Annotated in this window: 20 protein-coding genes; 9 read left to right on the top strand and 11 right to left on the bottom strand. The window is 73.4% G+C overall.

What is annotated here, in order from left to right; all coding sequences use genetic code 11:
- Positions 1 to 196 precede the first annotated feature (196 nt).
- Positions 197 to 742 (bottom strand): ATP-binding protein, encoded by a 546-nt coding sequence (locus tag AB0L56_RS19710; protein WP_365424874.1) that lies wholly within the window; start codon positions 740 to 742, stop codon positions 197 to 199.
- Between the two features lie 183 nt (positions 743 to 925).
- Positions 926 to 1,249 (bottom strand): hypothetical protein, encoded by a 324-nt coding sequence (locus AB0L56_RS19705; RefSeq protein ID WP_365424872.1) that lies wholly within the window; start codon positions 1,247 to 1,249, stop codon positions 926 to 928.
- A gap of 316 nt (positions 1,250 to 1,565) precedes the next feature.
- Here AB0L56_RS19705 and AB0L56_RS19700 point away from each other — a divergent pair, with 316 nt between their 5' ends.
- Positions 1,566 to 2,720: a PLP-dependent cysteine synthase family protein gene (locus AB0L56_RS19700; RefSeq protein WP_365424870.1), complete on the top strand. Its 1,155-nt coding sequence runs from the start codon at positions 1,566 to 1,568 to the stop codon at positions 2,718 to 2,720.
- Here AB0L56_RS19700 and AB0L56_RS19695 read toward each other — a convergent pair.
- The gene (locus AB0L56_RS19695; RefSeq protein ID WP_365424868.1) at positions 2,694 to 3,164 is read right to left on the bottom strand and encodes an SRPBCC family protein; all 471 of its coding nucleotides are present in this window, start codon (positions 3,162 to 3,164) and stop codon (positions 2,694 to 2,696) included. The genes AB0L56_RS19700 and AB0L56_RS19695 overlap by 27 nt on opposite strands.
- A gap of 74 nt (positions 3,165 to 3,238) precedes the next feature.
- Positions 3,239 to 4,078: a DeoR/GlpR family DNA-binding transcription regulator gene (locus tag AB0L56_RS19690; protein WP_365424866.1), complete on the bottom strand. Its 840-nt coding sequence runs from the start codon at positions 4,076 to 4,078 to the stop codon at positions 3,239 to 3,241.
- 416 nt (positions 4,079 to 4,494) lie between these two features.
- Between AB0L56_RS19690 and AB0L56_RS19685 the strand changes: the two genes are divergently transcribed.
- Positions 4,495 to 6,720, top strand: a complete 2,226-nt coding sequence (locus tag AB0L56_RS19685) for a hypothetical protein (RefSeq protein WP_365425095.1) — start codon at positions 4,495 to 4,497, stop codon at positions 6,718 to 6,720.
- A gap of 178 nt (positions 6,721 to 6,898) precedes the next feature.
- Here the strand turns inward: AB0L56_RS19685 and AB0L56_RS19680 are convergent, their stop codons facing one another.
- The 4 genes from AB0L56_RS19680 to AB0L56_RS19665 all read right to left on the bottom strand — a co-directional run bounded on the left by AB0L56_RS19680 (position 6,899) and on the right by AB0L56_RS19665 (position 11,460).
- A complete protein-coding gene (locus tag AB0L56_RS19680; RefSeq protein ID WP_365424864.1) occupies positions 6,899 to 9,343 on the bottom strand; it encodes a right-handed parallel beta-helix repeat-containing protein in 2,445 nt (814 codons plus the stop codon).
- A 124-nt stretch (positions 9,344 to 9,467) separates the two neighbouring features.
- A complete protein-coding gene (locus AB0L56_RS19675) occupies positions 9,468 to 10,073 on the bottom strand; it encodes a hypothetical protein (protein WP_361023535.1) in 606 nt (201 codons plus the stop codon).
- Positions 10,074 to 10,165: 92 nt separating this feature from the next.
- Positions 10,166 to 10,990, bottom strand: a complete 825-nt coding sequence (locus AB0L56_RS19670) for an MOSC N-terminal beta barrel domain-containing protein (RefSeq protein WP_365424862.1) — start codon at positions 10,988 to 10,990, stop codon at positions 10,166 to 10,168.
- A gap of 41 nt (positions 10,991 to 11,031) precedes the next feature.
- A complete protein-coding gene (locus AB0L56_RS19665; RefSeq protein WP_190163458.1) occupies positions 11,032 to 11,460 on the bottom strand; it encodes a DUF6643 family protein in 429 nt (142 codons plus the stop codon).
- Positions 11,461 to 11,765: 305 nt separating this feature from the next.
- Between AB0L56_RS19665 and AB0L56_RS19660 the strand changes: the two genes are divergently transcribed.
- Positions 11,766 to 13,031, top strand: a complete 1,266-nt coding sequence (locus tag AB0L56_RS19660; RefSeq protein ID WP_365425093.1) for a TerD family protein — start codon at positions 11,766 to 11,768, stop codon at positions 13,029 to 13,031.
- A 7-nt stretch (positions 13,032 to 13,038) separates the two neighbouring features.
- On the opposite strand, the gene AB0L56_RS19655 is transcribed toward AB0L56_RS19660, so the two are convergent.
- Entirely contained in the window at positions 13,039 to 14,232 is a 1,194-nt protein-coding gene (locus AB0L56_RS19655) for a glycosyltransferase (protein ID WP_365424860.1), read from the bottom strand.
- A 39-nt stretch (positions 14,233 to 14,271) separates the two neighbouring features.
- On the opposite strand from AB0L56_RS19655, the gene AB0L56_RS19650 reads away from it, so the two are divergent.
- Positions 14,272 to 15,069 carry an aspartate/glutamate racemase family protein gene (locus AB0L56_RS19650; RefSeq protein WP_365425091.1) on the top strand — a complete coding sequence of 266 codons (798 nt, stop codon included), beginning with the start codon at positions 14,272 to 14,274 and terminating at the stop codon, positions 15,067 to 15,069.
- Positions 15,070 to 15,119: 50 nt separating this feature from the next.
- Positions 15,120 to 15,665, top strand: coding sequence for a hypothetical protein (locus tag AB0L56_RS19645; RefSeq protein WP_361023526.1), 546 nt, complete (start codon positions 15,120 to 15,122; stop codon positions 15,663 to 15,665).
- 384 nt (positions 15,666 to 16,049) lie between these two features.
- Here the strand turns inward: AB0L56_RS19645 and AB0L56_RS19640 are convergent, their stop codons facing one another.
- Complete coding sequence (locus tag AB0L56_RS19640) at positions 16,050 to 17,105, bottom strand: O-antigen ligase family protein (protein WP_365424858.1); 1,056 nt, start codon at positions 17,103 to 17,105, stop codon at positions 16,050 to 16,052.
- 273 nt (positions 17,106 to 17,378) lie between these two features.
- Between AB0L56_RS19640 and lnt the strand changes: the two genes are divergently transcribed.
- The 4 genes from lnt to AB0L56_RS19620 all read left to right on the top strand — a co-directional run bounded on the left by lnt (position 17,379) and on the right by AB0L56_RS19620 (position 22,457).
- Positions 17,379 to 18,989 carry an apolipoprotein N-acyltransferase gene (gene lnt / locus AB0L56_RS19635; RefSeq protein WP_365424856.1) on the top strand — a complete coding sequence of 537 codons (1,611 nt, stop codon included), beginning with the start codon at positions 17,379 to 17,381 and terminating at the stop codon, positions 18,987 to 18,989.
- A 57-nt stretch (positions 18,990 to 19,046) separates the two neighbouring features.
- Positions 19,047 to 19,526, top strand: a complete 480-nt coding sequence (locus tag AB0L56_RS19630; RefSeq protein WP_361023518.1) for an NUDIX domain-containing protein — start codon at positions 19,047 to 19,049, stop codon at positions 19,524 to 19,526.
- 54 nt (positions 19,527 to 19,580) lie between these two features.
- Positions 19,581 to 20,381, top strand: coding sequence for a 3-hydroxybutyrate dehydrogenase (locus tag AB0L56_RS19625; protein ID WP_361023515.1), 801 nt, complete (start codon positions 19,581 to 19,583; stop codon positions 20,379 to 20,381).
- 87 nt (positions 20,382 to 20,468) lie between these two features.
- Positions 20,469 to 22,457: a GAF domain-containing protein gene (locus tag AB0L56_RS19620; RefSeq protein WP_365424853.1), complete on the top strand. Its 1,989-nt coding sequence runs from the start codon at positions 20,469 to 20,471 to the stop codon at positions 22,455 to 22,457.
- A 48-nt stretch (positions 22,458 to 22,505) separates the two neighbouring features.
- Here the strand turns inward: AB0L56_RS19620 and AB0L56_RS19615 are convergent, their stop codons facing one another.
- Positions 22,506 to 23,891, bottom strand: coding sequence for an MFS transporter (locus tag AB0L56_RS19615; RefSeq protein ID WP_361023509.1), 1,386 nt, complete (start codon positions 23,889 to 23,891; stop codon positions 22,506 to 22,508).
- Positions 23,892 to 23,893 lie beyond the last annotated feature (2 nt).

The raw sequence follows: 23,893 nt of genomic DNA, 5'->3' as shown, positions 1-23,893 counted from the left end.
CGATCCGCGGGCAGTCGTGCCGCTGGGGCGGCACGGGTGGGCGCGACGGCACCCCGCCAGTGCCGGGCTGCGCGAACACCCCCGCCCGACACCAACGCGGAGCACCCCGCCCGCGCCGGGAGCGCGAACACCCCTGCCCGACACCAACGCGGAGCAACTCGCCGGCGCCGACACCGCCCACACGCAACCGAGTTGCTCAGCCCGGCACAGTCAACCGCGCCGGCGCGCGTTCCGGTTCGCGGCTGTCCAACCCGTGCTCCACGAGCGCGACCTCCGTGAACCGTGGATCCGCCGGCTCCACGGCAGTGAGCCGGGGCCGCCGCCCCCACGCCACCGGCACCGTCTCACCCGGTGCCGGCAGCGTGAACCACACGACCTTGCCGCACTCCCCGTCCGGCACCGCACCCCAGCTCTCGCTCATCGCGGCCACCATCGCCAGCCCCCGCCCACACGTGGCGAGCGGCCCGGCGTTCGCCATGACAGGAAGGCGCGGATCATGGTCGTACACCGAGACCTTGAGCCGGTCGATCAGCAGCTCCATCTCGACGGTGCACGTCTTGTCGGGCTGGGCATGCCGGTGGACGTTGGACAACAGCTCTGTCACACCGAGCGAGGCTCGGTCTATCAGCGCATCCATATGCCAGTAGCGCAACTGCGCAGATACGATTCTGCGGACCTGGCCGATCCGCGACGGCAGGGCTTGGAGCTCCACCGTGCAGTGCCTGCTTGGGTGACTGATCACGGCTGCGACTCCCCGACGTGAGGTCCGGAAGAACACGGAGTTCGGATCCAGCAGGTCGCCTGCGTGACGCGGCCGCCTGCTGTCGTGGCCGGCGGGCTGGTTCGCAGCGTTATCGCCGGTAAACCCAGAGTGACGTGAGACCAGGGTGACGCAGCGGATAAGGCGGCGCAACTCGCGGACATCTCAGGCGCCGCGCCCCGAAGCCCGGCGGACGGCTTCGATGAAACGGCTGGCGGCCGGCGGCCCGGTTTCTCCCGGAGCGGGATCGTGGTCGCCGAGGGTGAGCAGATACCGGTTGCCGTTGAGATCCGCCAACGCCCGGTCGTCGGGCGCGAACCACGGCCGGGTCGCGCGCACCGCCTGCACCGGTGCGCTGTCTATCTCGCTGCCGTAGCTGGTGAGCAACTCCAGCCGGCCCTCGCTGATCCGGACCTGACCGGCCCGGGTGAGGGACCGCAGCCGTTTGCCGATCCGCACGCCCGTGGCCGTGAACTCCGGCTCCGCCATGCCACCCGCCCCCTCGTGTGCGTCGGTGTGCCGGACCGTGCTCCGCGGGCCGGCTCCTGCCAGATCCAGTGTGCCCTTGCTCCCGCCGGTGCAGTCTGCCCCCACCCGCCGCCCGGCACCAGTACATGCGCCCCCTTCCCCGGGGCGCGGGAAGCACTCGGGCGAATGCGCCCCTGCGCCCCGCGCCCCGTCCCCAGGGCTGTCTTTCAGCTGCCCAAAGGACTGTTTATGCAGGTGAGAGGTGGTGCGCGTGATGCTTATGATCGGGATACCGGCCGCGCGGACGCCGTCGGCGCTCAGCGTAAGGAGCCCTGTCGTGAGCACTCCCCAACAAACCCTGACCGGCGCCACCCTCGACGTCGATCACAGCGACCCGGCCTACCGGGGCTGGCTGAAAGAGGCCGTGCGCCGGGTCCAGGCCGACGCCAACCGCTCGGCCGACACCCATCTGCTGCTCTTTCCGCTGCCCGAGCGGTGGGGCATCGACCTCTATCTGAAGGACGAGTCCACCCACCCGACCGGCAGCCTCAAGCACCGGCTGGCCCGTTCACTCTTCCTGTACGGGCTGTGCAATGGCTGGATCCGTCCGGGCCGCCCCGTGATCGAGGCGTCCAGCGGCTCGACGGCCGTGTCCGAGGCGTACTTCGCGAAGCTGATCGGCGTGCCCTTCATCGCGGTCATGCCGCGCACGACGAGCGCCGAGAAGTGCCGCCTGATCGAATTCCACGGCGGGCAGTGCCACTTCGTGGACGATCCCCGCACGATGTACGAGGCCTCCGCCGCCCTCGCGGCGGAGACCGGCGGCCACTACATGGACCAGTTCACCTACGCCGAACGTGCAACGGACTGGCGGGGCAACAACAACATCGCCGAATCGATCTTCCGCCAGCTGCGGTCGGAACGGTTCCCGGAACCGGCGTGGATCGTCGCCACCGCCGGCACCGGGGGCACCTCGGCGACCCTGGCACGCTACGTCCGCTACATGCAGTACGACACCCGCATCTGTGTCGCCGACCCGGAGAACTCGTGCTTCTTCCAGGGCTGGACCACCGGCAATCGGAACGTCGCCTGTGACAGCGCCTCCCGCATCGAGGGCATCGGACGGCCCCGGATGGAGCCGAGCTTCGTGCCCGGCGCGATCGACCGGATGATGAAGGTGCCCGACGCGGCCGGCGTCGCCGCCGTGCGCGCCCTGGAAGGGGTCATCGGCCGCAAGGCGGGCGGCTCCACCGGCACCGGGCTGTGGAGCGCCCTGAAGCTCGTCGCGGAGATGGTCGCTGAGGGACGGCGCGGGAGCGTGGTGACGCTGCTGTGCGATCCGGGGGACCGGTACCTGGACAAGTACTACTCGGACGCCTGGCTGGCCGGGCAGGGCCTGGACATCGCCCCCTACACGGCTGCGATCGAGTCCCTGCTGCGGACCGGCGTCTGGCCCGGCGGGGAACTATCCCGCGAGCCGGCCGTCCAGTGAGGTCACCGCGGAGCGGAAGGCCTGCCCCAGCCCCGGCCGGGCGGCCCTGAGCGCCAACCGGAACGGCGCCGTGCCGTCGGCCGCCATCGTCCACCGCACACGCGTCCCCGCCCCGGCCGGGGCGAGCCGCCACTCCTCGGCCATGGCACGGACACCGGGCACGTTGGTCACGTCGACGCGGTAGGCGTACACCTCGGGCGCCTGCGCCACGAGGACGGTCTCGCGGAACCGGGCTCCGCCCCTCAGGCGGATCTCCCGCCCCGCGCCCCCGTCGAGGGGACGGGCCAGCGTGACCGATCCGAACCACCGGGGCCAGCCGGTCACGTCCTCGGCCAGCGCGCGGAAGACCGCCTCCGGCGCGGCGGACATCTCCCGGCCGAAGACCAGACGCACCGGCGCGGTCCCGGCGAACTCGACCCCCACGGGGCGCAGACGGTGGGCCATGGACGTATCCCCCTTGACGGATGCCGGCTTCCGGATGAGCGGGCGGCGTTCGAGACGGTTGCGCCGCGGTGCCGTCACACCTCGGCGGCCTCCGCGGAGAACTCGGGCTCGCCCGCCACCACCAGGTGCCGCAGATGCTCCGACACGTCCGCGCGTGCCTCCGCGGGCAGCCCGGAGTCCGTCACCAGGGTGTCGACCTGGTCCAGGGAGGCGAACGAACTCAGCCCCACCGTCCCCCACTTGGTGTGGTCGGCGACCACCACCACACGACGGGCCGACTGCACCAGCCGCCGGTTGGTCTCGGCCTCCGCGAGATTCGGCGTCGACAGGCCCGCCTCGAGCGATATCCCGTGCACCCCGAGGAACAGCAGATCGAAGTGGAGCGCCGCGATCGCCTGGTCGGCCACGGGTCCCACCAGCGAGTCGGACGGGGTGCGCACACCGCCCGTCAGCACGACCGTTGCCGCGCCCTGCCGGGGCCCGGCGGTGCGCTGCGCCGCGTGGAAGACGTCGGCCACCCGCACCGAGTTGGTGACCACCGTCAGATCGGAGACGTCCACCAGCCGATGCGCCAGCGCGAACGTCGTCGTACCGCCGGACAGTGCGATCGCCGCACCCGGGGGGACCAGCTCGGCCGCCGCCCGCGCGATGTCCTCCTTGGCGCTCAGCTCCAGGCCGGACTTGGCCTCGAACCCGGGTTCGTGCGTGCTCGCCTCGACCACCGGCACCGCGCCGCCGTGCACCTTCTCCAGCACGCCCTGCCGGGCCAGCGCGTCGAGGTCGCGGCGGACCGTCATGTCCGACACGCCGAGCTTGCGGGTCAGCTCGTTGACCCGGACGCCGCCCCGGCGCCGGACCTCGTCGAGGATCAGGGTGCGTCGCTGCTCCGCGAGCAGGTTCTGATTCTCGCTCACGTACGCTCCGGTCCTTTCGCCGCACAGCCGTCCGACACGCCTCGCGCACCCGCCGCGACGAGCGGATCCCCTCCCGGTACCGGTGCGCGGACGTCCCATCCTTGCATGCCGTGTCCCGGACGGCGCCACGGGTGGCTCGCCGCGCACATGCCACAGATACAGGAAGGGTGCTTGCCCGTCGCACAGATCGGGGAGATTCGGTGACGAGAGGTGCGAGCCGTCCCGGCGCGGGAGATCCTGTGACGGCGGAACCGACGGGGCGTCACGGGGGAAGTGCTGAATCGGTGGAAAGCGCGCAGGGACACAGACCGGACCAGCGGTCCGAGCGGTCCGACGACCCGGGCACCCGGCCCGGGGAATCCGGAACCGCCCTGGAACTCCTGGTGCACGGGGTGGGCGGCACCACTCCCGAGAAGATGCTCGACGATCCGCGCACGGTCCGGATCACCGGTGACGACATCGCCGCCGTGTTCCGCCGCGCCGACGACGCCGACGCGGAACACCGGCCCGCCGGCCGTCGCCAGGGACCCCTCCCCGAGGCCTACGTCTGGTGCAACCTCACCTCCGGGAACGGCACGCGCGCGTTGTGGTTGCTGCTGCTCCCCTTCATGGTGGTCAACCTCGCCCACTGGATGCGCCCCACCGCCCGGGGCCGCAGGCGCACGGTCCGGCTGTACGGGCTGCTGGTGCGGCTGGCCGGACTGAGCCTGACGGTGCTGCTCGTGGCGGCCGCCTGCGAGGTCGCCCTCGACCTGGCCGCATGGCAGTGCGCGGGCACCCACGCCTGCGCCGAAGGGCACTCCTGGCTGGGCTTCCTCTCGCCGGAGCTCTCCGACGGCGGCTGGTGGAGCCCGCCGGGCCGCCGGCTCGCCCTCGCCGCGCTGGTGCCCGCAGCCCTCACCGGACTCCTGTGGTTCCTGTCCCTGCGCACATGGAGCGCGTACGAGTCCCAGCAGCCGATGGCCCACGACCCCGAGCCCGAGGAGGACGCCGGCCCCACCGCGCTGAGCCGACCCGGCTTCTGGTACGGCCGGCGCCTGGTCGCCCGGCTGCGCGCCGCGCACACCACCGCCGGACTGCTCACCGTCGCCGCCGCCGTCGGTTCCGCCGCCGCCCGGTACGACCGTGAGCCGGGCGGCCCGGCCGTACTGAACGTCCTCGGCCTGCTCCTGGAGGCGGTCCTGGCCGTCGGGGCGGGCGTCGTGGTGTGGGTGGTCTGCCGCCGGGGCCGCAGCGAACGCCGGCTGGACAGCGGCCTCGACCGGCGCCTGGTGCGGTGGCTGCCCCTCACCGGCCTCCTCCTGCTCGCGCTCACCATGGTGTACGCCGGGTGGGAGCGCCCCGGATGGGAGTCGGCGGGCCGGCTGCCGGGCGACGCCACCTTCGGCGCCCTCGCCCTGGCCCAGGGCCTGCTGGTGATCGTCCTGGCCGGGGTCGCCCACATTCTGCACCGCACCCTCCCCGACCGGCGCGCCGCGATGCGGGGCCTGGCCGGACCGGCGGTCGCCATGCTCGCCTGCGCGCTCGGCGGGGTCATGTCCGGCGGCGTGTCCCAGCGGGTGTCCGACTGGCTGGACGGCACCGGCCATTCGATGCCCGGCCCGCCGGTGCTGCTCACCTGGCAGGCGTCCGCGATCCCGCCGCTGCTCGTCCTGCTGCTGGGGCTCTGCGGCTGGCTCGCCCGGCGCGCCTGGCAGCTCGCGCGCGCGGAGTGCGCGGCCGTGGAACGCGAGTACCCCGGCGAGACGGGCGATCCCGGCCGCACCCGCCGTATCGCCTCCGTGCGCGCCATGGCCGCCCTCACCGACCGCGGCCCGCGCATCCTCGCCGTCACATCCGCCGCGACCCTGCTGCTGGGAGCCGCCGCCCTGGCCGGCGCCCTCCTCACCGACAAGACGCCGGGAGAGGCGGCACAGGGGTCGTACGCCGTCGTCCACGGTGCGGCCGAGACCGCGCAGGCGCTGGGCTCCTGGCTGATCGGGCTCGGCTTCCTACTCCTCGTCGCCTGCGGCCGTCGCGCCTACAAGGACGCCTCCGCGCGGCGCACCATCGGCATCCTGTGGGACGTCGGCACCTTCTGGCCGCGGGCCGCGCACCCCTTCGCGCCGCCCTGCTACGCCGAGCGCGCGGTGCCCGACCTGACCTGGCGGATCGCCACCTGGACCCGGTCCACCGGCGGCCGGCTGGTCATCTCGGGCCACTCCCAGGGCAGTGTCCTCGCCGCCGCGGCGGCCTGGCAGCTCACGCCGTCCACCCGCAGGCGCGTCGCCCTGCTGACCTACGGCTCCCCGCTGGAGCGGCTGTACGGCCGCTGGTTCCCGGCCCACTTCGGGCCGGACGCCCTGGGCTTCCTGCACCAGGAGGTCGACTGCTGGCGCAACCTCCACCGGCGCACCGACCCCATCGGCGGTCCGATGCGGCTGCCCGGCGACTCCGGCCCCGACGTGGACCGCCCCGCGCTCCAGGACCCCCTGGCCTACGGCCGCACCGAGGCCCATCCGCTGCCCGCGCCGATCCTCGGACACTCCGACTACCAGGCCGACCCGGCGTTCGCGGAGGAGCGCCGTCGGCTGCTTGCCCGGCTGCGGCCGGAGGTGCCGGCTCCCCGGAACACCGGGGGGCCGGGCGGCTCCTCGCGGTGAGCGACCGCGCTGGGCGCCGCACGAAACCCATCCGCTGCCCGCGCCGATCCTCGGACACTCCGACTACCAGGCCGATCCGGCGTTCGCGGAGGAGCGCTGCTCGCCCGGCTGCGGCCCGAGGTGCCGACTCCCCGGAACACCGGGGGGTCCGGCGGCCCCTCGCGGTGAGCGACCGTGCTCAGGACAGCGCGGGCAGGTCCTCGGCGTAGAGCAGGGTCAGGTCGTCGGTGGTCGGCTCCTCGAGCTGGGCGACACGGCTCGCATGCCGCTCGACCATCGCCTCGAAGGTCTGCCGCGCGGTGCGCCCGTTGCCGAACGCGGGCCCCTTGGGGATGTCGGTGAAGTAGGTCAGCAGGGCCTCACCGGCGCCCGGCGCCAGCCGGTACTCGTGCTCCTCGGCCTGCTGCTGCACGATCCGCAGCAGCTCGTCGGGGCCGTAGTCGCCGAAGGTGATCGTCCGCGAGAAGCGCGACGCGACGCCCGGGTTCACCGACAGGAACCGCTCCATCTCGGCCGTGTAGCCGGCCACGATGACCACCACCGCGTCCCGCTGGTCCTCCATCAGCTTCACCAGGGTGTCGATGGCCTCCTTGCCGAAGTCCCGCCCTGCGTCCTCCGGGGAGAGCGCGTACGCCTCGTCGATGAACAGCACACCGCCGCGCGCCTTCTCGAACGCCTCCTGGGTGCGGATCGCCGTGGAGCCGATGTGTTCGCCGACCAGGTCGACCCGGGACACCTCGACCAGATGCCCCTGCTCCAGCACCCCGAGCGAGGCGAGGATCTCGCCGTACAGGCGGGCGACGGTGGTCTTGCCGGTGCCGGGGGAGCCGGTGAACACCAGGTGCCGCTTGACCGACGCCGCCTTCAGCCCCGCCTGCTGCCGGCGCCGGCCCACCTCGATCATGTCGGTGAGGGCGCGCACCTCCCGCTTGACGCTCTCCAGGCCCACCAGCGCGTCGAGTTCGCCGAGCACGGCCTTCGAGGTGCGGGTCTCCCGCTCCGGCCCGGGGGCGGGCGTCGGCGCGGGCGGTGCCGGCTCGGCCGTCCGGGCGGCGGGCACCGTGCCCAGCAGCCCGGTGGAGTGGCCCGTCGTCTGCACGGCGGGCTCCGGTGCCGCGGGTGCCCGCAGGCTCCCGCTCTCGTCGCTCGTGCAGTCCTCGACGACGGGACCGCCCGCACCGGACCCGGGGTCCGCGCCCTCGGCGAACTCGTAACCGCCGCGCGCGCAGCGCTCCGTACGGCACTTCCGCAGCGTCGTGCGGCTGCCGTCGATCACATGGAAGCCGTAGCCGCCGCTGCCCGTGACCCGGCAGTTCACGAAGGTGCCGCGGCCACCGGCCGACACGTAGACGCCTGCTTCGGCGGGGGAGTCGATCGTGCAGCGCTCGACGGTCGGGTCGGCGCCCTTGGTGACGATCACGCCGGTCTGTGTGCCGTCCAGGGTGCAGTTGTCGAGGGTGCCGCCGCTGCCGTGGTCGCGGAACCAGGCGCCGGTCGCCGCCTCGCGGATCCGGCAGTCGTCGAGCTGCGCGGTGGCGCCGTCGCTCACCGACACGGCCGTGTTGCGCACCTGCGACAGATCACTGTCGACGACGTCCGCGCGGGAGCCCCGGTCGAGGACGAACAGCGCGTCGGGCACGTCGTGCACCCGGCAGGAGTCCAGTACGGCGGTGGCGCCGTCGCTCACCCACACCGCCGGGTAGTCGCCCGTGCTGTCGAAGATCTCGCACTGGTTGGCGTCGACGCGCGTTCCCGGGTCCCACACCGACAGCCCGTTGCGGCCGAAGTGCCGCACGCTGGTGCGGGTCAGGGTGAGCACCGAGCGGGACCGCAGGTCGACCGCGTTCTCCGGGATGTCGTGGATCCGGCAGTCGGCCAGGGTCAGCACCGCGTCCGTGTCGAGCGTGACGCCGTCCCCCGTCGTACGGTGCACATCGCAGTCGGTCAGGTGCGCGGTGGCGCGGCCGGTCACCTGGACGCCGCTGCCGCGCACCTCGTAGACCTCGCAAACCACCGCCTCCAGGGCGGAGTTCTCCCCGGTCGCGGTCAGTCCCGAGCCCGCTGCGTGGTGCACCCGGCAGCGTTCGAACCGGGGGTGGGCGCCGCCGCGTACCGCGACGCCCGCCTGCCCCGCGGCGACCACCTCGCAGTCTTCGAACACGCCGCCCCCGCCGTCCAGTACGGCGATGCCGACGCCCGCCGGGTTGTCGACCGTGCACCGGCGCACCGTGGGCCGGGCGGCGCCGCGCACCTCGATGCCCGCTGCGGACCGGGTGACCACCCGGACGTCGCGCAGCTCCGGGGTGCCTTCCTCGACCAGCACGGCGGGGGCGGTTGCATCCTGGCCCTCGACATGCAGGTCGTGCACCACCGCCGAGGCGCGCACGGTCAGCGGAACGCCGTCGGCGGGCGCGATCCGCACCGAGCCGGGGGAGCCCTCCGGGCCGCGCAGGGTCACCGCCCGCTGGACGACGAGGTTCTCCCGGTAGGTGCCGGGGGCGACGGTGAGGACGTCGCCTTCGGCCGCGGCCTCCAGGGCGGCGGCGAGCGATGCGTACTCACCCGTGCGGCGGCGCCACCTCGATGTGCCGGTGTGCGTCACCTGGACCGTGCCCTGTGCCATGGCGTAGCTGTGCCCCCACCTCGTTGTACTGATGGCTCGTTCCCGCCCGTGCTGCGCCGATCGGTTCGGCCGGACCACCGTAGCGTGCGCGCGGGCACCGGGTTGACCAGAGTGGGAACGCCGTTCAGCTGTCGGCTCCGGTCCTGCCCCAGTCCGGTCCCGCCCTCTCCCACGCCTTGTCCAGGCGGGCGTACCGGCCACGCACCATCTGCCGGACGATCAGCCGTCTGCCGCCCTCAATCAGGCCCGCGGCCACCAGGGCGGCGCCGATGCCGGCGAGCACGGCGTGCGTCGTCGCGGTCGCGGTGTCCAGCGGGCGGGCGACGGTCCGTCCCTGACGGTCGGTCCATATTCGGAAGCGGTCGCCCGGCCGCGGGTCCTTGAGACGGGCCGTCACGGTTCCGTTCCGCGCGGTGCCGTCCTGCGCGGTCCAGTGGGCCACGACGCGGCTGTACGGCTCCCCGCCTCCGGGCAACTCCGGGTCGGCGTCCGGCGGGGACGGGTCGAGCGCGCGCACCACCGTGGCCGTCACCACGTGCCGGGCCTTGTGCTGTGCGCGGACGGACTGCTGGAGGGCGTCCTGCGCGGCGCCGCCGACGAGCCGGCCGATCAGCGGGGCGGCGAGGGCCATGAGCAGCAGCGCCGCGAGCGCCGTCCACGACTCGGCCAGGTCGGTGCGCCGGCACAGCGGGTTGTGCCGCCAGCGCCAGAGTCCGCTGATCGCCCGCACCGCCGCACCCCCTCGCCGGTCTCTCTCATGGAGCTCTCATGAAAGGCCAACGGACGAAGCCGGGGACCGGTTCCCGCTCCCGCCCGGGATCCCTACGCGGCCTCGACGGGATCGCCGACCCTGATGGTGCCGGGGGAGAGGGGCACCAAGTTCTGTCCGAAGAGGAGTTCGCCGCCGGGCTGCCGACGGGCGGCCAGCGCGTGCAGCGGCTCCTTCCCGCGCCGGCCCGTCTTCTGGTCGGTTGTGGTCACCACGCAGCGGGCGCTGGGCTTGGCGACGCGGAAGACCACCTCACCGATGGTGACGCGCGTCCACTTCTCCTCCTGCCAGGGCGCGGTGCCCTCCACCACCACGTTCGGCCGGAAGCGGTTCATCGGCAGCGGGCCCTCGGCCGCGTGGCGTCCCCCGGCGATCAGGGAGTTGAGGCCGTCGAGGGAGGCGGTCGTGGTCAGCAGCAGCGGATATCCGTCGGCGAAGGACACCGTCTCGCCGGGCAGCGCGAACCGGGGATCCACCGGCCGCCGGGTGGCCGGGTCGTCCAGGTGCACCAGGCGTACCGCGGTGCCGAGGAGTGCGCTGCACCAGGCGTGCACGGCGTCGTCCCCGGCCGGGACCGCCTCCACCTTGGTGCCGAAGAGCTCAACATGAACCGTGCAGCCGGGCGCCGGAACGCCCACCGTCACCGGCTCCCGTCCGGGCGCGGACAGCCGGACGCCGCCGCCGGGCAGCAACTCGGCGGCGGCCAGGGCCAGGCGCGGATGTCGCCGTTGTGTGACGACCTTTCCCCTGTCGTCGACCAGCATCCAGCGCCGGTCCCCGGCCGGACCCCAGGGCTCCACGACGACCTTCCGGAGGGGCAGGCTCCGGAAGGCCTTGACCGGATGGATGTGGATCGAGTGCAGACGTGCGTTCCCCATGGGCTCATCGTGCCACCCGGCACCGACGGTCCCGGGCGGATTCAGTACCCGCGGTACTGCTGGTTGTTGTACGGGTCCTGGTACGGCGCGGGGGCCGGCCGGGGAGCCGCGGGACGCATCGCCTCGTAGCCGGCGGGCGGAACCGGACGCGGCGGCTGCGGCTGCGGGCCGGGGTAGCCGCGCGGCGCGGTGGCCTGCTGCGGGATGTACGCGGTGTGTGCCTGCTGGAGCGGAGCGGGCTGCTGCGCCTGCGGATAGCCGTAGGCGGGCTGGGACGGAGCCGCCGGAAGGGCGGGCAACGCCGAGGGAAGCGCGGGCAGATGACTGACCGGCGCCTCGTACGCGGCGGGGACCCGGATCGGGGCGATCTGCGGGGTGCCCCGCTCGGCCACGAGCGAGTCGTAGATCGGAGTGTCCGGGAAGGAGGCGGAGTAGTAGCCGCCGCCATAAGTGGAGCGGGGGGAGGTCATGGGACATAAGTTAAGCCCACGATGTGCTTTTGGGGAGACCGATAAGAGGGTTGTTTTCTGCGCCCCCCGTGACCGGGGATCCCTAATGCGAGCGAACTTGGGGAAAACGGGCAATCTGCTGAGTGTGTTTCGTGTAAAGGCCGAGTTCCGGGGCGGTTACCGGCGGTTGGCCCCGTTCCCGTGTCCCTTCCCGTGTCCGTTTCCGTGGGCGTTCCCCGCGCGGGGGAATAGGTTGTGCGGACGAAGACCGACGGATGCCGGGACCTGACCGGCGCGGGCGACCCGTGATGGGGGCGGACATGTCAATGCCGAAAGGATCGAACACACCGGTGCCGACGACGGCACTGCGGGTGGACGTGGGCTGGCGCTCCGGCCCCGGCGTACCCGACGCGGACGCCTCGGCCCTCCTGCTGGCCGGCGGCAAGGTCCGCTCCGACAGCGACTTCGTCTTCTACAACCAGCCCGCCCACTCCTCCGGCGCCGTCCGGCACGAGGGCAAGCGGGACGCCGGCGGCCGGGTCACCGACACCCTGCTCGTCGACCTCACGCGCATGGAGCCCGGCATCGAGACCGTGATCCTGGCCGCCTCCTGCGACGGGGGCTCCTTCGGGCAGGTGCCGGATCTGTCCATCGAGGTCAAGGACTCCGCCAACGGCACCGTGGCGGCGCGTTTCGACAGCGCGGGCGCAACCACGGAGACGGCGTTCGTACTGGGCGAGTTCTACCGGCGCCAGGGTGCCTGGAAGTTCCGTGCCGTCGGCCAGGGCTACAGCAGCGGGCTCGAAGGCCTCGCCACCGACTACGGCATCACCGTGGACGAACCGCAGCACGCGGCCCCGCCACCCCCGGCCGCCGCGGCGCCGCCCGTCACGGCCCCCGTGACCGCGCCACTGCCCCCGGCGGCGCCGCCGGCCGCCCCGCCACCGCCGGTCCGGCTGACGAAGGTGACGCTCACCAAGTCGGCCCCCTCCGTCTCCCTCACCAAGCAGGGCGGCACATCGGGCGCCCTGCACGTGAACCTCAACTGGCAGGTGCGCAAACAGTTCTCGCGATGGGCCGCAAAGCTGGGCCGCCCGGTCGCCATGCACTCCGACCTCGACCTCGACCTGTGCGCGCTGTACGAGCTCACCGACGGCAGGAAGGGCGTCGTCCAGGCGCTCGGCAACGCCTTCGGCGCCCTGCACCGACCCCCGTTCATCCACCTGGACGGCGACGACCGCACCGGCGCCGTGGCGAGAGGGGAGAACCTCACCGTCAACCTCGACCACAAGCACCTGCTCCGGCGCATCCTCGTCTTCGTCACCATCTACGAGGGCGCCCGCTCCTTCGCCGACCTGCACGCCACGGTCACCCTCCAGCCGCAGCACGGCGCGGCCATCGACTTCTCCCTCGACGAGTGCACCGTCCCTTCGACCGTCTGCGCGCTCGCCCTGATCACCAACACCGGCGGCGGTGAACTCGTCGTCCAGCGCGAGGCCCGCTATCTGGTCCCCGAGCGGGGAGTGAGCCCGCAGCGCACCGTGGACCACGCCTACGGATGGGGCATGAACTGGACCCCGGGCCGCAAGTGATGGCCCGTCAGCTCTCGTCCGGCACGGCATCAGGCCGGGCGTAGGTGCGGCCCTTCCAGGCCGCACCGCGCCCCCGGTAGTGCTGCACCGCCGAGTCCACCGTCATGAGGAGATACAGCGACGCGGTGAACGGCAGCAGAAGAGCCGGCCACAGCGGCAGCCGGCAGTACCGCAGCATGGGAACGTACGTCCCCGACATCACGAGCCAGGCCGCCGCACCCAGCAGCGCGGCGACCGCGCTACCCGTCACCGCGCCCGCCAGCACCGCCAGCGGCGGCACCAGGTACACCAGCATCAGCCCGGCGACCGTACCGGCCAGCAGCGCCGGGCTGTGCCGCAGTTGTGCGTAGGCGCTGCGCGACACCATCCGCCACAGATCGTGCAGCCGGGGATACGGACGCACGCTGTCCACCCCGTCCGCGAGCCCCAGCCAGATCCGTCCGCCGCTGCCCTTCACCGCGCGGGCGAGCGCCACGTCGTCGATGACGGCGTGCCGGATGGCGTCCGGGATCCGCGCCCGCGCGGCGGCCTCGGTGCGCAGCAGCACACAGCCGCCGGCCGCGGCGGCCGTCCGGGCCCCCGCCCTCCCGATCCTGCGGAACGGGTACAGCTGCGCGAAGAAGTAGACGAAGGCCGGTACGACCAGCCGCTCCCAGCGGCTGTCCACCCGCAACCGCGCCATCTGCGACACCACGTCGAACCCGCCCGCACCGGCGGCCGCCACCAGCCGGCGCAAACTGTCCGGGGCGTGCGCGATATCGGCGTCCGTCAGCAGCAGGTACTCCGGGTCACGCGCACGCGCCAGGGCGATGCCGTGCCGCACCGCCCACAGCTTCCCGGTCCAGCCGGCGGGCGGCTCCCCGGGGGAACCCACCGTGAGCGGCAGCCCGCCGTGCCGCCGCGCGAGTTCCCGCGCGAGCTCTCCGGTGCCGTCCGTGCTGCCGTCGTCGACGAGGAAGACCTCGGCCCGCCCCGGATAGTCCTGGGCCAGCACCGAGGGCAGGCTCGCGGGCAGCACCGCCGCCTCGTCACGCGCGGGGACGACGACGCACACGCTCGGCCACGTCTCCGGGTCCCGCAGCGGCGGAAGCCGGACGTCCGTACGCCAGAACCATCCCTGGCAGAGCAGCAGCCACAGCCAGGCGGCCAGTGATCCGGCGGCACTCCACACAATGGCGCTCACGTGCGCAGTGTGCCCCACGGCACGGCCCCCAAGCGGCTCATCGATTATCGTGACCGGGTGAAGATCGCGCTCATGGACTCCGGAATCGGACTGCTGGCGGCCACGGCCGCGGTACGGCGTCTCCGCCCCGACGCCGACCTGGTGCTCTCCCTCGACCCCGACGGCATGCCCTGGGGACCGAGGACCCCCGAGGACCTCACCGAGCGCGCCCTCGCCGTCGCCGAGGCGGCGGCCGCGCACCGTCCCGACGCGCTGATCGTGGGCTGCAACACGGCCACGGTGCACGCCCTCACCGCGCTGCGCGCCCGTCTCGAGCCCGCACTGCCGGTCATCGGCACCGTCCCGGCGATCAAACCGGCCGCGGCCGGCGGTGGACCGCTCGCCATCTGGGCCACGCCCGCCACGACAGGCAGCACCTACCAGCGCGACCTGATCGAGAACTTCGCCGACGGTGTGAAGGTCACCGAGGTGCCGTGCCCGGGGCTCGCCGAGTCCGTGGAGCGAGCCGACGAGACGGCGATCGACGCCGCGGTCGCGGCGGCGGCCGCATTCACCCCGGACGACGTAACGACCGTCGTCCTGGGCTGCACCCATTACGAACTGGTCGCCGAGCGCATCCGGGCCGCCGTGCAACGCCCCGGCCACCCTCCGCTCGCCCTGTACGGGTCCGCCGGGGCGGTGGCCGCCCAGGCGCTGCGCCGCCTCGGTGAACAGGCCGCCCCCGCGGCGCCGGCGAGCGGCACGCTGACGGTGCTGCTGAGCGGACGCGAGGCCGGTGCGCTTCCCGGGCCCGCCCTCACCTACGCCGAGGGCAGGCTGCTCCAGCCCCTCGCTCCCGCCCGGACGGCCCAGTAACGCAGTGCCACGCGGTACCAGCCGAGCGAATCCTGAGTAACCTCGAATCCATGAAGGACCACCGCCAGGGCGAGCACCGCCCCTACACCGGGGTCTGGACCGGCCGCGCCACCAATCGCTTCCAGTGGCTGCTGGCGCTGACCGGTGCCGCCTGCATGGCGCTCGGCATCGTGCTGGCCGTCGACTCCGCGTGGACGAGCGGTGTCGCGCCGCTGGCCATGGCCGTCGTCGGCTGCATCGCCGCCGGTCTGCTCGTCCTGTTCGGCACGCTCGCCTTCGTCCATGTGGCGCTGCGGGTCGACGAGGACCATCTCGAGGTGCGCTGCGGGCACATCGGTGTGCCGCGCCGCCGTATCCCCCTGTCGCACGTCGCCGGCGCGGACTTCGCTCCGCATGTCACGCCCCGTCACTGGGGCGGCTGGGGTTACCGCTGGCGGCCCGAGAAGGGCACGGCGGTCGTCGTACGCCGCGGTGAGGGCGTCGTCCTGCGGCTCTGGGACGGCCACACCTTCACGGTCACCGTGGACGACGCGGAAGCGGCGGTCACCGTCATCCGCGACCGCCTCCGCCCCCGCACACCGGGCACGAAGCACTGACCCGCAGCCCACGCGGTGCCCCCTTCCTGGGCCGCGGTGGAACAGCCGGCGCTCCCCGCCCCGGTGGCGCGCGAGGCTCGCAGGGCGGACCGATCACCGCGCGGATGCGGCTTTGGCAGGTGGCCGACGCCAATGGGACGGGCCGCTCAGCGCGGCCCCGGCTGTACCGGGTGCTAGCTGCCTGGAAGCCTCGGTGTCTCACGTCTCCGCACGGCGGGGAACGCTTAACCTGCTACTGCCGCGGTGACTCACCGCTCCGGGCAGCGTGAGAGCGCGGGCCGTTCTGCTTCCGCGCGGTGACGGCTGCGGCGGTCGTCCGTGACCGGCGCCGGTCCGGTGGACGGGCAAGACGCCCGGCCAACGTGCTCCGCGCGGCTACGCGTGTCACGAGACTGGGCTGTCCTTGTTCGGGTGTGTGCCGCGGGTCGGGTGGTCGGGGAAGGGGCGGGATGTTGCCAGGCCCGCGAGCAGGCCGCCGCCCACGGACACCGCGGTGAAGCTGAGGGCGTTGCCCACCGAGGCGATCGCGGCGAGACCTGTCAGAGCCGTGCCCGCGGTCAGGACCACCGGCGTGGCACGCGGGCTGCGCCACAGGGCGTAGAGCAGCCAGCCGAAGGCCAGCGCCAGCAGAGCCACCCCGACCACACCCTGCTCAGCCGCCAGCTGGAGCGGCGCGGAGTGGGGTTTGCCGTCGGACGCCGGAGACTGCACCGAGGTCGCGCTGAGCTCCCCGAAGCGCCCCGGCCCCACGCCCAGGGCCGCGTGCTCCCGGACCATGCCGAGCGCGTCCCGCCACAGCCCCACGCGGTGCGCGGTCAGCCGGCCCTCCAGCGACGCAGCGAGGCCCTCCGGCACGGCGTTCCAGGCCATCGCCCAGGCGAGCCCCGCGGCCCCTGCGGCTGCGGTACCCAGCGCGGCGAGTACGGGAACGCGGCGCCGTACGCGGCCCACGGCGAGGGAACACAGCAGCACCACCGAGCCCGCGACGCACCCGGCGGCCGATCCCAGCACGGCCGCGGTCACCACGACGCCCGCCGCCAGCAGGCGCAGCGCCAACCGGGCCGCCGGCGTGGCGGCCGCGCAGGCCGCACAGCACGCGGCGCCCACCGACAAGGTCACCACGGCCGTCGTCGCACCCACGTGCCCAAGCGGCCCCGCGATCTGCGGGCCTGGTGCGAGATGCGGGACCGTCACCATCAATCCAATGCCGGCCAGGGCCGCGGCGCAGGGCGCGGCCACCGGCAACAGCGCCCCGCCGATCCGGCCCGCCGCATAGCCCGCGGCCACGGCGAGGACCGCGAGCAGCATGCCCTCCGGGCGGCCGCCCTGGGCCGCCGCCGTGATCAGAGACCAGGCCGCACAGGCACCCAGCACCGCGACAGCCGCCGCGTCCGGACCCGTCCGTCTTTCGCCGTCCGCATCCGGACCGGCGGAAGCCATCCCTGTGGAACCCACCCCGCACCCCGCACCCGCGTCGCCCCCGACCTGTGACGACCCCGGGCGCCGGCACACGACGCGCCGCACGACCGGGGCACCGGCACACCGTAACCGCTGGTGGCCGGTTTGGGGATGTGCAGGACAAGTCGCGCGGAAACGATACGGCTCCTCACCCGCCAGGAAGAGCCGGAAGAGGGGGTGCGGCACCCTCCGGCCGCCCTCCGGTCCGCACGCCCGTGCTGTCGGCCGCCAGGTCACGCGCCGTAGACTCCCGGAGTGACCGTCACCGCAACCTCCGTCGGCGAGTCGGACCGGATGCCGCCGCAGACCGCGCCCACCGCGCGGGGCAGCCGGCTCCTGCGCCTCCTCCCGGCCGCCGCAGCCGCGCTCTCGGGCCTGCTCCTCTACGTCAGCTTCCCGCCGCGCACCCTGTGGTGGCTGGCCGTGCCCGCCTTCGCCGTCCTCGGCTGGGTGCTGCGCGGCCGGAGCTGGAAGGCGGGACTCGGTCTCGGCTACCTCTTCGGTCTCGGCTTCCTGCTGCCGCTGCTGGTGTGGACCGGTGTGGAGGTGGGCGCCGGCCCGTGGATCGCCCTGGTGGTGATCGAGGCGGTCTTCGTCGCGCTGGTCGGGGCCGGTGTCACCGTGGTGTCGAAGCTGCCCGGGTGGCCGGTGTGGGCGGCGGCCCTGTGGATCGCCGGCGAGGCGGCACGCGCGCGCGTACCGTTCAGCGGCTTCCCCTGGGGCAAGATCGCGTTCGGTCAGGCGGACGGGGTCTTCCTGCCGCTCGCCGCGCTCGGCGGCACCCCGGTGCTCGGCTTCGCCGTCGTGCTGTGCGGCTTCGGCCTCTACGAGGTCGTCCGGCTCACCGTGCAGGCGCGCCGCAGCGGAAACCTGCGCCGGGCGGCGGCCGTCGTGGGCGTCCTGAGCGTCGCCGTACCGATGGTCGCGGCACTCGCGGCCCGGCCTCTGGTCGGCGACAAGGCCGAGAACGGCACCGTGACCGTCGCCGCGATCCAGGGCAACGTGCCCCGCCTGGGTCTCGACTTCAACTCCCAGCGGCGTGCCGTCCTCGACCACCACGCGCGCGAGACGGAGCGTCTGGCGGCGCGGGTGGCCGCCGGGAAGGCCGAGCAGCCGGACATCGTGCTCTGGCCCGAGAACTCCTCCGACATCGACCCCTTCGTCAACCCGGACGCGCGCGCCGTCATCGACAAGGCGGCCAAGGCCATCGACGCGCCGATCTCGGTCGGCGGCGTGGTCGCCAGGGACGGGAAACTGCTCAACGAGCAGATCCTCTGGGACCCGGTGAAGGGCCCCGTCGACACCTACGACAAACGGCAGGTCCAGCCCTTCGGCGAGTACCTTCCGCTGCGCTCGTTGGTGGGCGCGATCAACGAGAACTGGACCGCGATGGTCCGCCAGGACTTCAGCCGGGGCGGCGAGCCCGGCGTGTTCCGCATGAACGGTGCCGGGATCGGCCTGGTGACCTGCTACGAGGCCGCCTTCGACTGGGCGGTGCGCGACACGGTCACGGCCGGCGCCGAGCTGATCTCGGTACCCAGCAACAACGCCACCTTCGGCCGCAGCGAGATGACCTACCAGCAGCTCGCCATGTCCCGGGTCCGCGCCGTGGAGCACAGCCGTGCCGTCACCGTGCCGGTGACCAGCGGGGTCAGCGCGATCATCATGCCCGACGGGGAGATCACGCAGCGGACCGGCATGTTCGTCCCCGGCTCGCTGGTGCAGGAGGTGCCGCTGCGCTCCTCCCAGACGCCCGCCACTCGGCTCGGCGTGCTCCCGGAGATCGCCCTGGTCCTCGTCGCCGCGGGCGGCCTGGGCTGGGCCGCCGTCGCGGGGGCACGCGCACGACGTGCCGGCGACGCGTAGGCCTCCCGCCCTCCGACGTGCGGGGGAGCGTGGTGCGGCGCCGGTTAGGGTCGTTCCATGGCTACTCCTGACTTCATCCGCACGCTGCGAGCCTGCGCCGGTCATCAGCTGCTGTGGCTGCCCGGGGTCACCGCGCTCGTCTTCGACGACGAGGGCCGGGTGCTGCTGAACCGGCGGTCGGATACCCGCAAGTGGTCGGTGATCGGTGGCATCCCCGACCCGGGGGAGCAGCCTGCGGCCTGTGCGGTGCGGGAGGTCGAGGAGGAGACCGCGGTGCGCTGTGCCGTCGAACGGGTCGTGCTGGTGCAGGCGCTGGAACCCGTGACGTACGGCAACGGGGACATCTGCCAGTACATGGACATCACCTTCCGCTGCCGTGCCGTCGGGGGCGAGGCGCGGGTCAACGACGACGAGTCGCTGGACGTCGGCTGGTTCGCCGTGGACGCGCTGCCGGAGCTCAACGACTTCGCGCGCTTCCGGATCAAGCAGGCGCTGTCGGACGCACCCACATGGTTCGACCCCACTGGAAGCGGCTGAACTGTAGGGCCTGACCACATGGGTCGCCGCAGGGGTCCTGCCTAGGGTCGATCCATGACCGTGCCCCGCGCCCTTCCGGCCCCCCACGCCACCTCCCTCGACCTCGGCGGCCGTACCGCTCTCGTCACCGGTGCCGCCGGCGGCATCGGCCGCGCCTGCGCACTGCGGCTCGCGGCCGCCGGGGCCAAGGTCAGAGCCGTCGACCGGGACGCCACGGGCCTGGAGGCGCTCGCCGAGACGGCCCGGGACCTCAAAGGCACCGTCGAGCCGCACGTGCTGGACCTGACCGATCTGGACGCCGCCGAGCTTGCCGGCGCCGGCACCGACGTGCTGGTCAACAACGCCGGGCTGCAGCTGGTCCGCCCCATCGAGGAGTTCCCGCCCGACGTCTTCCACACCGTGCTCACCGTGATGCTGGAGGCACCCTTCCGACTCATCCGGGGCGCCCTGCCCCATATGTACGGGCAGGGCTGGGGTCGCATCGTCAACGTGTCCTCGGTGCACGGTCTGCGCGCCTCCGCCTACAAGTCCGCATATGTGGCCGCCAAACACGGGCTGGAGGGCCTGTCCAAGACCACCGCCCTCGAGGGCGCGCCCCACGGCGTCACCTCCAACTGTGTGAACCCCGCCTATGTGCGCACCCCGCTCGTCGAGCGGCAGATCGCCGACCAGGCCCGCGCGCACGGCATCACCGAGGAACGCGTGCTCTCCGAGGTGCTGCTGCAGGACAGCGCGGTCAAGCGGCTCATCGAACCGGAGGACGTCGCCGAGGCCGTGGCCTATCTGTGCGGCCCGCGGGCGGCCTTCGTGACCGGCACCTCACTGGTCCTGGACGGCGGCTGGACCGCGCACTGAGGCATCGGCCGCAAGCGGCCGACCGTCGGCCGGCAGAGTTTTCCACAGGCCTGACGGGGCGGCCGCGGGATGAGGAATCCTGTGAGCATGTCCCGCGATCACGTGCAGTCCGCCGAGCGTTCCGCCCCCGCTGCCGAAGCGCCGGGCCGGGCCCGCCCCGAGGCCCGTCCCGCCTCCGGCGGCGCCGAGGCGCCGTTCCTCGAGCTGCTGGCCCGCGGCGCCCCCGCCGAGGCCTACGAGCAGCCCGTCCTGCTCGCCCGCGCCGAGGGACTGCCGGCCGGGCACATCGCCGACCTCGAACAGGCCAAGCTGCTCGCCCTGCGCGTCCGGTCCGAACTGGAGGGGCGGCGGCGCCGGGAGGCCGAGCTGTCGGCGCTGTTCGAGACCGCCCACGATCTCGCCGGACTGCGCGACCTGGACGCCGTGCTCCAGGCGATCGTGCAGCGAGCCCGCTCACTGCTCGGCACCGACGTCGCCTACCTCAGCCTGAACGACCCGGCCAGGGGCGACACCTATATGCGGGTCACCGAGGGTTCGGTCGCCGCCCGCTTCCAGCAGCTGCGCCTCGGCATGGGCGAAGGCCTGGGCGGCCTGGTCGCCCAGACCGCCCGTCCCTACGTCACGGACGACTATTTCCGCGACGACCGCTTCCAGCACACCCACACCATCGACACCGGCGTACGGGACGAGGGCCTCGTCGCCATCCTCGGGGTGCCCCTGATGCTCGGGCACCACGTCATCGGTGTCCTGTTCGCCGCGGACCGGCGGGCCAGGGTCTTCGAACGGGAGCAGATCGCCCTGCTCGGTTCCTTCGCCGCCCTCGCCGCGGCCGCCATCGACACCGCCAACCTGCTGGCGGAGACCCGTTCGGCCCTGGCCGGCCTGGAGCGTGCCAACGAGATCATCAAGGACCGCAGCGCGGTCATCGAACGCGCCTCGGACGTCCACGACCGGCTGGCCGAGCTGGTCCTGCGCGGCGGCGGGGTGCACGACGTGGCCGCCGCCGTCTCCCAGGTCCTGGACGGCACGGTCGAGTTCACCGAGGCCGCCGCGGCGCCGGCCCGTGCCCTGGAGTCCTCGCGGGAGGAGGGCCACGCGGTACGGCACCGCGAGGACTGGATCGCCGCCGTGACCGCCGGGGACGAACTCCTTGGCGCGCTCGTCCTGCGCGGCCAGCCGGACCTCGACCCCGTCGACCAGCGCACCCTGGAGCGCGCGGCCATGGTGACCTCGCTGCTGCTGCTCGCCCGCCGCTCCGCCGCCGAGGCCGAACAGCGCGTCCGCGGCGAACTGCTCGACGACCTGCTCGACGCCCGTGACCGCGATCCGCGCCTGCTGCGCGAGCGCGCCGTCCGGCTGCACGCCGACCTCGACGTCACCCACGTGGTGCTCGCCGCCCGTCTGGAGCGCGGCACCGCCGACGCCGACCAGGAGGCCGACGCCCGCAGACGGCTGTGGGCCGCCGCCTCACACCTGGCGGCGACCCGGCAGGGCCTCGCCGCCGCACGCGACGGCGGCACCGTCCTGCTGCTGCCCGTCGCCCCCGGGGACACCGCCACCGACCTGGCCCGCCGCACCGCCCGCCAGCTGGGAACGGCCGTCCGCGAGCCGGTCACCGTGGGCGCGTCCGCGCCCGTCGAGCGGCTCACGGCCCGCCCCGACACCGTGGCGGAGGCCTACGCGGAAGCCTGCCGCTGCCTCGACGCCCTCCGTCTCCTCGGCCGCGCCGGTGACGGCTCCGCCGCCGAGGACTTCGGCTTCCTGGGCCTGCTGCTCGCGGGGGAGCGGGACATCGCCGGCTTCGTCGACCGCACCATCGGCCAGGTCGTCGCCTACGACGAACGGCGCGGTACCGAGCTGCTGCGCACCCTCGACGCCTATTTCGCCTGCGGGATGAGCCCGGCCCGCACCAAGGACGAGCTCCACGTCCACGTCAACACGGTCGCCCAGCGGCTGGAGCGCGTCGGCCGCCTCCTGGGCGACGACTGGCAGAGCCCGGCCCGGGCCCTGGAGATCCAGCTCGCCCTGCGCCTGCACCGCCTGTCGGGGACCACAGGGCCCCCCGCGCAGACCTGACCCCCGTACGCGGGTGCGTACGGGGGCCGGGGCGGTGGCGGACCGGGATCAGGCGGTGCGCGCGTCCTGCTTGGCCGGGGCCTCGGCGGCCCCTTCCTCCCCGCCGGAGGGGGTCACGTCCGCGAGGTCCCGGTGGCGGGTCTCCTTGGCGGCCGCCACGGCGACGACCGTCAGCAGACTCGCCGCGATGACGTACAGCGCGATCGGGGTGGAGCTGCCGTAGTGCGACAGCAGCGCCGTGGCGATCAGCGGCGCGGGCGCACCCGCCGCGACCGAGGCGAACTGGGCGCCGATGGAGGCACCGGAGTAGCGCATCCGGGTCGCGAACATCTCGGAGAAGAACGCGGCCTGCGGGGCGTACATCGCTCCGTGGAGCACCAGACCCACGGTCACCGCCAGCAGCAGGTTGGCGAATCCGCCGGTGTCGATGAGGGCGAAGAACGGGAACATCCAGGCCCCCACCCCGACCGCACCGATCAGATACACCGGACGCCGCCCGAGCCGGTCGGACAGCGCACCCCACGCCGGGATGACAGCGAAGTGGATCGCCGAGGCGATGAGCACCGCGTTGAGCGCGGTCTGCTTCGACACCCCGGCCGAGGTGGTGGCGTACACGAGGATGAACGCGGTGATCATGTAGTAGCTGATGTTCTCCGCCATGCGCGCACCCATCGCGACCAGCACGTCGCGCCAATGGTGGCGCAGGACCGCCACGACCGGCATCCGCTCGGCGCCGGCCTCCGCCTTACGGGCCCCGGCCCGCTGCAGTGCCTGCTTGAACACCGGCGATTCATCGACAGAGAGACGAATCCACAATCCGACGATCACCAGCGCCCCGGACAGCAGGAACGGGATCCGCCAGCCCCATGCGATGAACGCCGAGTCCGACAGCACGGCGGTCAGCACCGACAGCACAGCGGTCGCCAGCAACTGCCCCGCCGGTGCGCCGGTCTGCGGCCACGAGGCCCAGAACCCCCGGCTCCGCGCGTCGCCGTGCTCGGACACCAGCAGCACGGCGCCGCCCCACTCGCCGCCCAGTGCGAAGCCCTGGACCAGCCGCAGCACGGTGAGCAGCACCGGCGCGGCACTGCCGATGGCGGCGTGCGTGGGCAGCAGCCCGATGGCGAACGTCGCCCCGCCCATCATCAGCAGGCTCAGCACCAGCAGCTTCTTGCGCCCGAGCCGGTCCCCGTAGTGCCCGAACACCAGCGCGCCCAGCGGCCGCGCGGCGAACCCGACGGCGTACGTCAGAAACGACAGCAGCGTGCCGACCAGCGGGTCGGATTCCGGAAAGAACAGCTTGTTGAAGACAAGCGCGGCGGCGGAGCCGTAGAGGAAGAAGTCGTACCACTCGATGGTGGTGCCGATGAGGGACGCGGCGACGATGCGCTTGAGCTTGTTCGGGGCCGGTGGAGCGGTTGCGGGCGACGACATCG

Origin of the sequence: Streptomyces sp. NPDC052079 (assembly GCF_040680275.1) — a bacterium.
GTDB lineage: Bacteria > Actinomycetota > Actinomycetes > Streptomycetales > Streptomycetaceae > Streptomyces.
The sequence above is the reverse complement of the archived record's forward strand: the minus strand, read 5'-3'. Positions and strand labels throughout refer to the sequence as shown.